Here is a 12,376-nt window from a genome sequence, read left to right on the forward strand (position 1 = left end):
GTGGCGGGTCGGGCCGGTTCTGGACTGCTCCTGACCCCCACCCGCTCGACTCCTCCTCCCGGGTCGGGCAGGAGGGAGCCGACTCCCCGGTCCTGGCCACCCATTCGGCCTGGGGTGCCAGGACCGGAGCGGGGCTCAGAACACCGCCTGGTGCTCGGGGAAGTAGCAGGCGGCCTCATGGTCCGGCCCCATGGAGTGGTGCTCGGGCATCGCCTCCAGGCACTGGGCCTGCTGGGACTCGTTGAGCAGGGAGAACTTGGGGCAGCGGGTGCGGAAGCGGCAGCCGCTGGGCGGATTGGCCGGACTGGGCAGGTCCCCCTCCAGGATGATCCGCTCACGCCCGCGCTCCTTGGCCGGGTCGGGGATGGGGATCGCCGAGAGCAGCGCCTGGGTGTAGGGGTGGGCCGGGGCCTCGAAGACGGAGTCGACGTCGCCGATCTCCACGATCTTGCCCAGGTACATCACCGCCACCCGGTCGGCGATATGCCGCACCACGGACAGGTCGTGGGCCACGAAGAGGTAGCTCAGCTTCTGGGTGGCGCGCAGCTCATCGAGCAGGTTGATGACACCGGCCTGGATCGAGACGTCCAGGGCCGAGACCGGCTCATCGAGCACCAGCAGCCTCGGCTCCAGGGCCAGGGCGCGGGCGATGCCGATGCGCTGGCGCTGGCCGCCGGAGAAGTTGCGCGGGTAGCGGTTGGCGTGGCTGGGCTCCAGGCCCACCAGGCTCATGAGCTCCTCGATGCGCCCCGGGATGTCCGCCTTGGCCCAGCCGTTGTGCCGCAGCGGCTCGGCGATGATGTCGAAGATCGGCAGGCGGGGGTCCAGGGAGGCCATGGGGTCCTGGAATACGATCTGGAGGTCGCGGCGCACCCGCTTGCGCTCCTGGCGCCCCAGCTCGCGCGTGTCCTTGCCCAGCACCACGATCGTGCCCTCCTGGGGGGCGCTGAGGGACAGCACCTCCATGAGGGAGGTGGTCTTGCCGCAGCCCGACTCCCCCACCAGCGCCAGGGTCTCGCCCTCGCGCACATCGAAGGAGACGCCGTCCACGGCGTGGACCGTGCCCACGCGGCGCTTGAACACCGCGCCCTTGAGCAGCGGGAACTCCTTGACCATATCGGTCACCCTCAGGACCTCCTCGCGCTCGGCGCGCGGCAGATCCAGGGCGGCGGGCGTCTTGAGCGAGGGGACCGGGAAGATATCGGTGTAGTCCAGCCCCTCCCCCAGGATCTGCGCCGACTTCACGCAGGCCGTCCGGTGGCCCGCCGTCACGCCGCCCTCGGGCAACTCGGTGGCACCCGTCCGCAGCGAGTCGGCCCCCGGCAGGTCCGCCAGTGCCACCAGCCCCGGCTCCGCCGAGGTGCAGCCCTCGTCGGCCAGGGGGCAGCGGGGGGCGAAGGGGCAGCCCGGCGGGAGGCTGAGCAGGGAGGGCGGGTTGCCCTCCAGGGTGGCCAGGGCCGAATCCTTGCGGGCGTCGAGGCGCGGCAGGGCCCCCAGCAGGCCGATGGTGTAGGGCATCGCCGGGCGGTAGAAGATCTCGTCGACGCTGCCGGTCTCCACGATCCGGCCCGCGTACATGACGGCCACCCGGTCCGCCAGGCCCGCCACCACGCCCAGGTCGTGGGTGATCATGATGACGCCCGCGCCCGTCTCCCTCTGCGCCGTGCGCAGCACGTCGAGGATCTGGGCCTGGATCGTGACATCCAGGGCCGTGGTGGGCTCATCGGCGATGATGAGGTCGGGGTTGTTGGCGATGGCGATGGCGATGACCGCCCGCTGGCGCATGCCCCCGGAGAACTCGTGCGGGTAGTTCTTGGCCCGCACCTCCGGGTTGGGGATGCCCACCAGGTCGAGCAGCTCGACGGCGCGCTTCCAGGCATCGGCCTCGGAGATCTCCTGGTGGATCCTCAGCGCCTCGACGATCTGGCCGCCCACCGTGTAGACGGGCGTCAGCGCCGAGAGCGGGTCCTGGAAGACCATGGAGAGCTGGACGCCGCGGATCTTGGACATGTAGTCGTCCGAGCGGCCCAGGAGCTCGGTGCCGTGCAGGCGGATCGAGCCCGAGACATCCGCGGAGTCGTCCAGCAGTCCCATGACCGCCGTCGAGGTCACCGACTTGCCCGAGCCGGACTCGCCCACGAGGGCCAGGACCTCACCGCGGGCCACGGACAGGTTCACCCCGCGCACCGCGTTGACGCGGCCATCCTCGGAGGGGAAGGAGACCTTGAGGTCGGTGACCTCCAGCAGGGGTGCACCGGCAGAGGGGTCGGGCAGGGCGGCCGAGGCGTCAGCATCCTTCTCAGCGCGCTTCTTCGAGGTCATCATGCCTTGCCTCCGGACTTGGACGAGGGGTCGATCGCGTCACGAAGACCGTCACCCATGAAGTTGACGCACAGCAGCATGAGGACCAGGACCGCGGCCGGGGCCAGGAAGATCCACGGGTAGGTGGTGGCCGAGCGCTGCCCCTCGGCGATGAGCGTGCCCAGGGAGGTGTTGGGCGACTGCACCCCGAAGCCGAAGTAGGACAGAGTGGTCTCACTGATGACCGCGTAGGCCACATTGACCGTGGCATCCACGATGAGCAGTGAGGCGATATTGGGGATGATGTGCCGGGCGATGATGATCGGGCTGGGCACGCTCATGAAGCGCGCGGCCGTGACATAGTCCAGGCTCTTCACACTCAGCGTCAAGGAGCGCACCACGCGCGCCGTGAGCATCCAGCCGAAGCCCGCCAGCAGCACGATGAACAGGGTGATCGAGCCCCGCTGAGCACCGAAGCGCTGGGAGAGGATCGCGATGATGAGGAAGGAGGGGATGACCAGGAGCATATCGGTGAACCACAGCGCCACCTTCTCCCACCAGCCGCCGAAGTAGGCGGCCGAGGAGCCCACCAGTGCGGCGATGCCCGTCTGGAGCAGGGCCACGCTCAGCCCGATGATCATGGACTTGCGGGTGCCCTCCACCACCATGGCGAAGACGTCGCGCCCGCCCTGGGTGGTGCCGAACCAGTGGTCGGCGCTGGGCGCCTCCAGGAAGTGGCCCGAGTCCACCTCGCTGTAGCCCCACGGGGTGAGCAGGTTGCCGAAGGCCGCGAAGGCCACCAGCAGGATGAGGCCCACCAGGCCCACCACCGCCGAGCGGTTGCGCAGGAAGCGGCGGGTGATGATCTGCCGGCGGCTCAGGCGCCGGGTCTCGCGGGAGCCGTCATTCGGCGCCCCGGTCTGGTCGGCCTCCGCAGCGTCGGCGGCGGCGATGAGGATGTCAGCGGCCATGGTCAGCTCACTCTCACTCGCGGGTCCACGATGGCCACGAAGACGTCGGACAGCAGCGCGCCCGCCAGGGTGCAGGTGCCGGTGAAGGCCACCACCGCCACGGTGCCGTTGATGTCCATCTGGGAGATGGCGTTGATGGAGTACTCGCCCATGCCGTGCCAGCCGTAGACGCGCTCGGTGATGGCGGCGCCGGTGAACAGGGTGGCCAGGGCGAAGGCGAAGTAGGTGGCCATGGGGATGAGGGCGGTGCGCAGCGCGTGCCGGGTGACGGCCGCGCGCTTGACCAGGCCCTTGGCGCGGGCGGTGCGCACATAGTCCGCGCCCAGGGTGTCGAGCATGAGGTTGCGCTGGAACCGCGAATAGGAGGCGATCGCCCCCAGGGACATCGATAGCGTGGGCAGGAGGAGATGCTGGGCCCTATCGGCGAAGCCATCCCCCTCCCCGACGAACTCGAAGATCTGGTAGCCGGTGGCGCTGTTGATCCGCACGGCGATGACCTGCAGGAGGATCGCGATGACCATGGCGGGCATGGAGATGACGACCATCGAGGCCAGCGAGAAGCCGCGGTCGGACAGGGAGTACTGGCGCGTGGCCGTCCAGGCGCCCAGGGCCACACCGCCCACCATGCCCAGGAGGGCGCCGATGATCACCAGGCGCAGGGAGACCCCGATCTTGATGCCGATGAGGGCGTTGATCGCCTCACCCTTGGGGGTCTTGCCCCAGTCCCAGTGGAGGAGGACCTGTTGGAGCCAGGTGGTGTAGCGCTCCCAGACGGGCATATCCGGGTGGATGTTGTATGCCATGAGGGAGGCGTTGATGGCATCCCAGTTGAGCTTGGGATCCTCTCGGTTCCACAGCGCTGTGGGGTCGAGGGAGGAAGAGGCCATGAGATAGGCCAGGGAGGTCGCTATGAACAGCAGGAGCACGTAATTCGCGAGCCGCCGCGCTAGATAGGGGAGCATATGGTCTTCTCTTCCGGGATACCCCCAGGCCCCACTGCCGCAGAGGACAGAGCGCCCCAGGGGTGTACGGACATCACCGTCCGATCAGGTGCACACCGTCGCGACACCGTGTCCGGATGGTGTGGAGAACCATACCCTCAGAGTGAAACCTGCCGTACACCTAGGGTGTGCTACAGATAACAGGAATGAACAGACTTAAGGTGGTCCGGTTCCGCCCCTCGCCCTCCCGACGGCGGCGGCCCGACGATGCCCACGGCCCCGTGCGCCCGCACCACCACTGGCGCGGCAAGACCAGGACCGACGACGGGGAGCCATCCGCGGAGCCCGGCCCCCGGCGCCATCGCACCCCCGCAGATGCGACCAAGACCACCATGCGGACGCCAGTCGCTCAGGAGGTGGCCGGCCTGGCCATGGCCTGGGCGAGCAGCTCATAGGAGCGGCGCCGCGCCGCGGCGTCGTGGACGTGGCAGACCACGAGGATCTCGTCGAGGTCCCAGCGCAGGGCCAGGTCGCGCAGGCCCGCAGCGACGTCGTCGGGAGCGCCCACATACGACAGGGCCATGGCGCCCTCCACCATCGCCTCCCGGCCGGGCGCCAGGGCACGCCATGCCCCCGGAGCGGGGTCGGGCGGGTCCAGCGGGCCGGGGCGGCCCCCGAGGATCCGCGCCGCCGCCGCCATCGCCGTGGAGAACAGCAGCTCCGCCTCCTGGGCGGTGGGGGCGACGACGGCGTTAACCGCCGCCGCGATCCGCGGGGCGCCCTGACTGGTGGGGGCCTGGGCGTCGAAGACCGAGCGGTAGCTGGTGATCGCGGCCCCCGCCTGGGAGGGGGCGAAGTGCGAGGCCACCGCGAAGGGCAGGCCCAGGCTGCCGGCCACCCGGGCCCCATTGACCGAGGATCCCAGGATCCACACGGCCGGGGCCGTCCCCTCCCCCGGGATGGCCCGCACGCGCGCGGGCGCGGCACCCGCCGGGGCCGGAGCCTGTGCGCCCGCCGTTGACGTGGCTGCGCCCGGGCCGCCGGCGGTGCGAGGCGCGCCGGGCTGCATGGCGCAGGAGTGCTGCTCGCCGGGAGCCGAGGCCCCGGACGGCATCGGGGATGCCGGGGAGTCCGAGCCCAGCAGCAGGGAGCCGGGCACCGCGCCGTCGCCATCCTGCGGCACCGCCCCCAGGTAGGTGAGGACCTCCAGGATCCCCTCAACGAAATGGCGGGGGGAGGCGTTGCGCCGCCGCAAGGCCGCCGCAGTGAGGCGGTCAGTGCCGGGCGCGCGCCCCAGGCCCAGGCCCACGCGCGAGGGGTAGAGGGTGGCCAGGGTGCCGATCTGCTCAGCGATGACCAGCGGGGCATGATTGGGCAGCATGACCCCGCCCGAGCACACCCCCATGCGCTCGGTGGCCGCCAGGACCTGACCCATGAGAATCGTCGTGGCCGAGGAGAGGTAGGTGGTCGAGCCGTGGTGCTCGGTCAGCCAGTAGCGCCGGTAGCCCGCCGCCTCCGCGCAGCGCGCCAGGGAGACCATCTCCTCCAGGGCATCGCGGCGGCTCCTACCGGCACTGACCGGCACCATGTCCAGGACGGACAGGACGGGGCCACCGCCCCTGTGCGACTGAGTCATGACGGCACTCTAACCCCGCCGTCACCCACCGGCCGTGCGGGGCCGCCACCCCTGACGTCACCGGGCCGCCCGCTGCACATCCTCAGCACCGCCACGCCCGCTCCAGGGGCGGAAGACGTGCAAGCCCCGGGCAGCTGCGCCCTCCCTCGCGCGGAGAATCAGCAGAGCATCACGCGGCACACACACGCCCGCACAGCCGGGTGGGGGCTGTGCGGGCGATGAGCCCGAGGATCTCAGGGCCGCGTGGCCCCGATCTCAATGGAGACGACCACGGAAGGGCAGCAGGCTGGTGGCCGCCATCGCCTTGATGACGTCACCCACCAGGAAGGGCACGAGGCCCAGGCCCAGGGCGGAGCCCCAGTCCATGCCAGTGGCGAGCTTGAGCCAGATGACGCCGGGGACGAAGACGATGGAGGAGGCCACGAGCATGACCGCGAAGGCCACCAGGGTGCGGTGCAGCGCAGAGGCGTCGGCGCTGCGGGTCCACAGTCGCGCCGCCCGGCCCGCGATGTCGGCGATGAGGGCGTAGCCCAGGACGTAGCCGAAGGTCACGCCGACCCCCGAGGTCCAGCCGGCCAACACGGGGGCGCCCGCAGCGGCCAGCGCTGCCAGGAGGAGGGAGGCTGCCACGCCGCGGCGCGAGCCCAGGACGACACCCACCGCCAGGGCGGCGAAGGTGCCCAGAGTGATGGGGACAGGAGTGAAGGGAAGCGGAATGGCCAGCTGGCCGATGAGGGCGATGGCGGCGGTACCGGACAGGATGAGGGCGGATTCGCGCGCGATGGCTCGCAGCGGGCTCAGGGGGCGGACGCCTGCCTGCGCAGCGAGCTCCCCGGCGGAGGCGGATGAGGTGTTCTTCGTCGTCATGCCACAACCCTAAGGGCAGCGAGCACCCAGCGCTTGGCCACATTGCTCCGAGAAGCACCGGCTCATCTTGTAGGAATCACACAACACGGGTGGGTTCCGCCGTCCACGGGAGCGCTGGGTCAACCGCCTACGGCAGTGCTGGGTCCGAGGTGGGCGGTGATCCAGGCCAGGAGGTCGGCCACGACCTGCTCGCGGTTGGTCTCGTTGAGCAGCTCGTGGCGCGCGCCCGGGTAGAGGGTGAGGGCCACCTCGCGCACGCCGGCATGGCGGTACATCGTGGCCACTCGGCGCACCCCGGCTCCCATGGCGCCCACCGGGTCGTGGTCGCCCGAGGCCAGGAGCATCGGCAGGCCCTGCGGCATGGAGCGCGCATGATCGCGACTGCTGACCGTAGCCATCCCTGCCAGGAGGTCGAGGAAGAAGCCGGAGGTGGTCACGAAGCCGCACAGGGGGTCGGCGACGTAGCGGTCGACCTCCACCGGGTCGCGGCTGAGCCAGTCGACCTCGGTACGGTTGGGGGTGAAGTGCCTGCGGTAGGGGCCGAAGGCCAGGGCGTGCAGGAGGCGGCTGGGACGGCTCCTGCCGCGCATGCGCGACTCGGCCGAGGCCAGGGCCATGCCCGGTGCGGTCAGCGTCCCCACCCCCGAGCCGGTGCCCAGGAGGATGAGGCCCGCGAGCTCCTCCCCACGGCGGGTGGCCAGATCCCGCGCCAGGAAGGAGCCCCAGGAGTGGCCCATGAGAACGACGGGCACGCCGGGGTAGGCGGCCCGAATCCGGTCCAGGAGGGCGGACAGGTCGCCGACCACCAGGCTCCAGCCGTCCTCGTCGGCCAGGTGGCCCCGGTCCTCGGCGGCGGCCGTGGCGCCATGGCCGCGGTGGTCGTCGGCGTAGACCGCGTAGCCGGCCTTCACGGCCGCCGCGGCGAAGCGCCCATAGCGGGCGGCGTGCTCGGCCATACCGTGGACGACCTGGATGACGGCCCGGGGCCGGGCCGCGGCGGGGGCCTGAGGCCGGGCCTCGGGGCCCTCGTCCCGCAGGGGCGCCACGCCGTCGGGCAGCCAGGAGTGGATGGCCAGCCGGGCGCCGTCGGCCGCCGTCATATGGGTGATCTGGGTGTGCATGGGTCCTCCTGGCGCCGAGGCTACCCGTCAGCGCCCCGGTGCCGGCCCAGGCCGGCCAGGAGGCGGTCGAGCTCGTGGGGGCGGTGCAGGCGCAGCACAGGGGGGCCTTGGGCGGAGTCCTCCAGCTCGCGCACAAAGCGGCGCTTGCGCGAGAAGGTCCGGGCGTGCCACAGCAGGATCGACTCCGGTCCCACCGCCCGGGCCCATGACTCGGTGTTGCCGTTGCAGACCCGCTCCTGGTCACGGACCCGGCGGGCGGTGCGGCGCACGAGCCGCGCCAAGGAGACCACCCGCGGGTAGTCCAGGGCGACCACCACCTGGGCGCGCTCCAGGACGCTGTCCTGCCAGAGGCCATAGGCGGAATCGAGCACCCACTCGTCCTGGGCTACCAGGGTGCGGGCCAGGGCCAGCTGCCGGCCCCGCGGAGGATTGGTCCACGCCGCCTCCTGCGCCGGCAGGAAGCCGATCTCCTCATCGGCCAGGTGCAGCGGCAGGCCCAGGGCGCGGGAGAGGCGCGCGGCCGCCGTGGACTTGCCCGAGCCGGTGACCCCGTAGAGGAGGATGCGCCTGGCGCGGGCCACATCCTCGATCCTCGCGCGGGGCATGGGGCCTCCTGGGGCTCGGGCTCGATGCGAGCGGCCAGGCTACCGGGCAGGGACGACGCGAGGCCACCGTGCGGGGCCCACCGCAGGTCGAGCTCCACGATCTCATACCCCTGCACTCGATCTCGTCAGTCAGGGGTACGAGCCGGCGGGCCAGGGTACGAGATCGCGAGCGGGGGCGCCGCCGGCGTCGACCACCTAGTGTTGCCCCGTGCCCGCTCATTCCTTCGCCCTCATCCCGGCCGCCTACATCCTGCTCCTGCGACCCTGCCCCGAGGGCGGGGCCGACCAGGTGCTCCTCCAGCTGCGGCAGCGCACCGGCTATATGGACGGGTACTGGGCCTGCGGGGCCGCCGGCCATGTGGAGGACGGGGAGAGCGTCGTGGCCACCGCGCTGCGCGAGCTGGGTGAGGAGCTCGGAGTCAGTGCCGGGGCCGGCGACCTGGCTCCCCTGACCGCCATGCACCGCAGCAACGACCCCGGCGGGGCGCCCCGGGAGCAGCGAGTGGACTTCTTCTTCACCCTGCGCTCATGGTCGGGGGAGCCGCGCATCCAGGAGCCAGGCAAGACCGCTGCCCTTGAGTGGTTCGCCCTCGACCGCCTGCCCGAGCCCACGCCCCCGCATGAGCGCCGCGTGCTCGCCCTCCTGGCCGACCATCTGGACGGCGGGGCCGCCCTGCCCGCGATCATGACCATGGGCTTCGATCCCGGCGAGCGCCTCGACCGCTACGGGACGGCACTGCCCCACTGAGGGGCACTGGGGCCGCACAGGCGCGGAGGAGCGGGGCGGCGCCCACGAGGGCGAACCGCCCGCACCCGGCCTTGGAGGCGCAGGCCCGACGAGCACAGGGCGGCGGATCCGCGTCTCAGGGGGAACCGCGGATCAATCCGGGCCCGGGCTCCCGGCCACGCCTCAGGCAGTCACGGTCCTGCGCCCCGAGCCCCTCAACCCGCTAGGAAGTCCTCGATGGCGGGCAGCTCCCGGTGGGCCTGCGCCAGCCCCGCCTCGAAGGCCGAGACGATGCGGTCGTAGCGCAGCTCGCCGTTGGCCACCGACATGCGCTCGGGGCGGAAGAGGTAGGCCCGGCCCTGCCGGCTCAGCGCCTCGAGCTCGGCCACGGTCCGGTTGTAGTTCGCGGGGCGCTCGATGATGCCCCGGGCCAGCGCCGGGTAGCGCGCGAAGAGCCGCCGGTAGGCGGCGGGCCGCCCCACAGGAGGCTTGACGTAGCCCCGCGGACGGGTCATCACCACCAGGAAGCGCTCATAGCCGGCCCCGCGCGCCGCATCCAGGGCGAATCCCCCGGTGGGCCCCAGGGCCCCGTCCATGTAGGGAACACCGTCGATGCGCACCATCGGCATGAGCACCGGCATGGAGGACGAGGCGCGGGCGCGCACCAGCAGGTCCCCCATGGCCGGCATGTCCTCCAGCCCCCAGTAGACGCTGCGCCCCGTGTCGCAGCGCAGGGCGCCGATGCGCACCGTGGAGGCCGAGGAGCTGAAGGAGGGCCAGTCGAAGGGCAGGGCCTCCTGGGGCGCCGAGGTGTGCTCGTAGATGTACTCGGAGTTGAAGTAGCCCCGGCCCCGCAGGAAGCTCCCCCAGCCCCCGGCCCTCGGGTCGGCGGCCAGGGACACGAAGGCCTCCCGGGTGCGCCAGGTGTCGCGCGAGACGAAGTTGCAGGTGTGCGTGCAGCCGGCGGAGATGCCGCCCACCCAGGGGAAGGACAGGCCGGCCTCCAGCATCACCCGCACCAGTGCGGCGGTGTAGGCCCCGCGCATGCCCCCGCCCTCGAAGATCAGGGCGACATCGTCGGGCCCATGGGTGATGGGGGCGGGCCGGTGGTCGGGGTGGCCGAAGGGCACCCGTGGGGCGGGGGGCGCGGGCCTGCCGCGCTCGGGGCGCGCCGTGGCCGAGGCGGCGTGGGCGGTGCCGGCAGCGCGCGCCGTCGTCAGGGCTGTGGCGCGGGCACTGGCAGGGCGGGCCTCCGGCGTCGGGCGCGGCGGGATCGGGGGTGGGGAGTCGGTCTGGCTGCTGGGACTCGGCATGCCCGCACCCTATTGCGGCATCCCGGCTATTCCCGCCCGCGGCGCTGTCCGCTGCCCGCGCACCGCCGCATCGGCCGACGACGGCGCCCGGGCACCGGCGTAGCGTGACCGGCATGAGCCCTTCTCACGCCTCCCCCCGCATCCTGGAGCCCCTGACGATCCGCGGCACCCGGGCGCGCAACCGCCTGTGGCTGCCGCCCATGTGCATGTACAGCGCCGAGGCCGGCGACGGACGGGTGTCCGACTGGCACCTCACCCACTACGCCAGCCGGTCGGTGGGCGGCTTCGGGACCGTCATCGTGGAGGCCACCGCGGTCTCCCCCGAGGGCCGGCTCTCGCCCCAGGATCTGGGCCTGTGGGATGACCGGCAGGTCGAGGGCCACCGCCGCCTGGCCCGGGCCATCGCCAAGGGCGGTGCCCTGCCCGGCATCCAGCTGGGGCACGGGGGCCGCAAGGCCGGCACCCCGGCGATGTGCCCGGCCGCCCCGGGGGCGCGGCGCACCACCCTGGAGGGCTGGGAGCTGCTCGCCCCCTCCCCCATCGCCTACCCCGGGCATGCCGAGCCCGCCGAGCTCGACGCCGCCGGGATCGACCGCCTGGTCGAGGCCTTCGCCGCCGCGGCCCGGCGTGCAGTGCGGGCCGGATACGAGGTCATCGAGCTCCATGGGGCGCACGGCTACCTCATCCACGAGTTCCTCTCCCCGCTGTCCAATGAGCGGCACGACGACTACGGCGGCGATGCGGTGGGTCGACGGCGCTTCGCGCTGCGCGTGGCGCAGGCCGTGCGCGAGGCGATCGGGGAGGAGCGGGCCCTGGGAGTGCGCCTGTCGGCCACCGACTGGCTGGAGGGCGGGCTGACCCTGGAGGAGACCGCTGGGCTGGCGGGCGAGCTGGTGACGGCGGGGGTCGATGTCCTGCACATCTCCAGCGGCGGCAATGCCCCCGCCGAAGTGCCGGTGGGGCCGGGCTACCAGCTGCCGCTGTCCGAGGGCGTGCGCCGGGCGGTGGAGGGGCGGGCCCCGGTGGTGGGCGTGGGGCTCATCCAGCAGGCCGCCCAGGCGGAGCAGGCGCTGGTGAGCGGGCAGGCCGACGCCATCGCCGTGGGCCGTGCGGCCCTGCGCGACCCCTACCTGCCGCTGCGCTGGGCCGCGGACCTGGGGGCCCGCGCCTGGGACGAGGCCCCGTGGCCCATCCAGTACTGGCGCGGGACCTGGCAGTAGGCGGGGCCCCGCCCGGGACGGCCGGGCCGCCTGGGCGCTGCCCCTTCCCGCCGCGGGGCCGTCCTCGGCGGCAGGCCTGCGGCTGGCCGGCCCGGGCCCTGCGCGGCTCTCCCGCTCCTAGCGCTCCTAGACGCGGATCCGACGCCTGCCGGGGTGGCGACCCGCATCTTGAAGGGGCAATCCGCAGAAGGGGGCAGGGCTCAGCGGGGCAGGGCCTCCAGGTAGAGCCAGCGCCCGGCGCGGCGCACGAAGCGGGAGCGCTCCCGCAGCTCGTCGACGGCGATGCCTCCCCGCCCATCGACCGCCCGGTAGCGGGCGGTGAACTCCACGATGCCCGCCTCATCATCCGCCTGCCCGGCCACGACCTCCTCGATGCGCAGCCCCAGCCACTGCGTGCCGGGATGGCAGTAGGGGCCGGGCGGGCGGGTGCGCGGGTGCCAGGTGCGGAAGATGTGGTCCTCATCCCCGACGGCGAAGGCCGAGTACCGCGAGCGCATGAGCGCCTCAGCGGTGGGGGCGACCCGACCATCGTGGATGGGCTCGCAGCACGTGGCGAAGCTGGCGCCGGTGCCGCAGGGGCAGGGGTCGGCGCCCCGCACGCCTGCGCTGCGCACCGGCGAGGCCCCGGCATCCGCGCTCGCGCGAGTACCGGCCTGCCGTGCTCGCCGCCCCAT

11 protein-coding genes are annotated in these 12,376 nt (G+C 72.7%); 2 read left to right on the forward strand and 9 right to left on the reverse strand.

Features of this window, described 5'->3' with window-relative positions; all coding sequences use genetic code 11:
- Positions 1 to 135 precede the first annotated feature (135 nt).
- The 7 genes from MANAM107_RS03180 to MANAM107_RS03210 form a co-directional block, all read right to left on the reverse strand.
- Positions 136 to 2,325, reverse strand: a complete 2,190-nt coding sequence (locus MANAM107_RS03180; protein ID WP_373314067.1) for an ABC transporter ATP-binding protein — start codon at positions 2,323 to 2,325, stop codon at positions 136 to 138.
- Positions 2,322 to 3,272: an ABC transporter permease gene (locus MANAM107_RS03185; RefSeq protein ID WP_223911031.1), complete on the reverse strand. Its 951-nt coding sequence runs from the start codon at positions 3,270 to 3,272 to the stop codon at positions 2,322 to 2,324. The genes MANAM107_RS03180 and MANAM107_RS03185 overlap by 4 nt, the downstream gene beginning before the upstream one ends.
- Positions 3,273 to 3,274: 2 nt before the next feature.
- The gene (locus MANAM107_RS03190; protein ID WP_223911033.1) at positions 3,275 to 4,234 is read right to left on the reverse strand and encodes an ABC transporter permease; all 960 of its coding nucleotides are present in this window, start codon (positions 4,232 to 4,234) and stop codon (positions 3,275 to 3,277) included.
- Between the two features lie 388 nt (positions 4,235 to 4,622).
- A complete protein-coding gene (locus MANAM107_RS03195) occupies positions 4,623 to 5,849 on the reverse strand; it encodes an MsnO8 family LLM class oxidoreductase (RefSeq protein ID WP_223911037.1) in 1,227 nt (408 codons plus the stop codon).
- Positions 5,850 to 6,104: 255 nt separating this feature from the next.
- Positions 6,105 to 6,716, reverse strand: a complete 612-nt coding sequence (locus MANAM107_RS03200) for a biotin transporter BioY (protein WP_223911040.1) — start codon at positions 6,714 to 6,716, stop codon at positions 6,105 to 6,107.
- Positions 6,717 to 6,835: 119 nt separating this feature from the next.
- Positions 6,836 to 7,837: an alpha/beta fold hydrolase gene (locus MANAM107_RS03205; protein WP_223911043.1), complete on the reverse strand. Its 1,002-nt coding sequence runs from the start codon at positions 7,835 to 7,837 to the stop codon at positions 6,836 to 6,838.
- Positions 7,838 to 7,857: 20 nt separating this feature from the next.
- Positions 7,858 to 8,442: a P-loop NTPase family protein gene (locus MANAM107_RS03210; RefSeq protein ID WP_223911045.1), complete on the reverse strand. Its 585-nt coding sequence runs from the start codon at positions 8,440 to 8,442 to the stop codon at positions 7,858 to 7,860.
- Between the two features lie 208 nt (positions 8,443 to 8,650).
- Here MANAM107_RS03210 and MANAM107_RS03215 point away from each other — a divergent pair, with 208 nt between their 5' ends.
- Positions 8,651 to 9,190, forward strand: coding sequence for an NUDIX domain-containing protein (locus MANAM107_RS03215; RefSeq protein ID WP_223911048.1), 540 nt, complete (start codon positions 8,651 to 8,653; stop codon positions 9,188 to 9,190).
- Positions 9,191 to 9,384: 194 nt separating this feature from the next.
- Here MANAM107_RS03215 and MANAM107_RS03220 read toward each other — a convergent pair whose 3' ends face one another.
- Entirely contained in the window at positions 9,385 to 10,482 is a 1,098-nt protein-coding gene (locus tag MANAM107_RS03220) for a patatin-like phospholipase family protein (protein ID WP_223911051.1), read from the reverse strand.
- Positions 10,483 to 10,595: 113 nt separating this feature from the next.
- Between MANAM107_RS03220 and MANAM107_RS03225 the strand changes: the two genes are divergently transcribed.
- Entirely contained in the window at positions 10,596 to 11,702 is a 1,107-nt protein-coding gene (locus MANAM107_RS03225; RefSeq protein ID WP_223911055.1) for an oxidoreductase, read from the forward strand.
- 200 nt (positions 11,703 to 11,902) lie between these two features.
- On the opposite strand, the gene MANAM107_RS03230 is transcribed toward MANAM107_RS03225, so the two are convergent.
- Positions 11,903 to 12,376: a YchJ family protein gene (locus MANAM107_RS03230; RefSeq protein WP_223911058.1), complete on the reverse strand. Its 474-nt coding sequence runs from the start codon at positions 12,374 to 12,376 to the stop codon at positions 11,903 to 11,905.

The sequence above is a fragment of the Actinomyces capricornis genome (assembly GCF_019974135.1).
Taxonomy (GTDB): Bacteria; Actinomycetota; Actinomycetes; order Actinomycetales; family Actinomycetaceae; genus Actinomyces; species Actinomyces capricornis.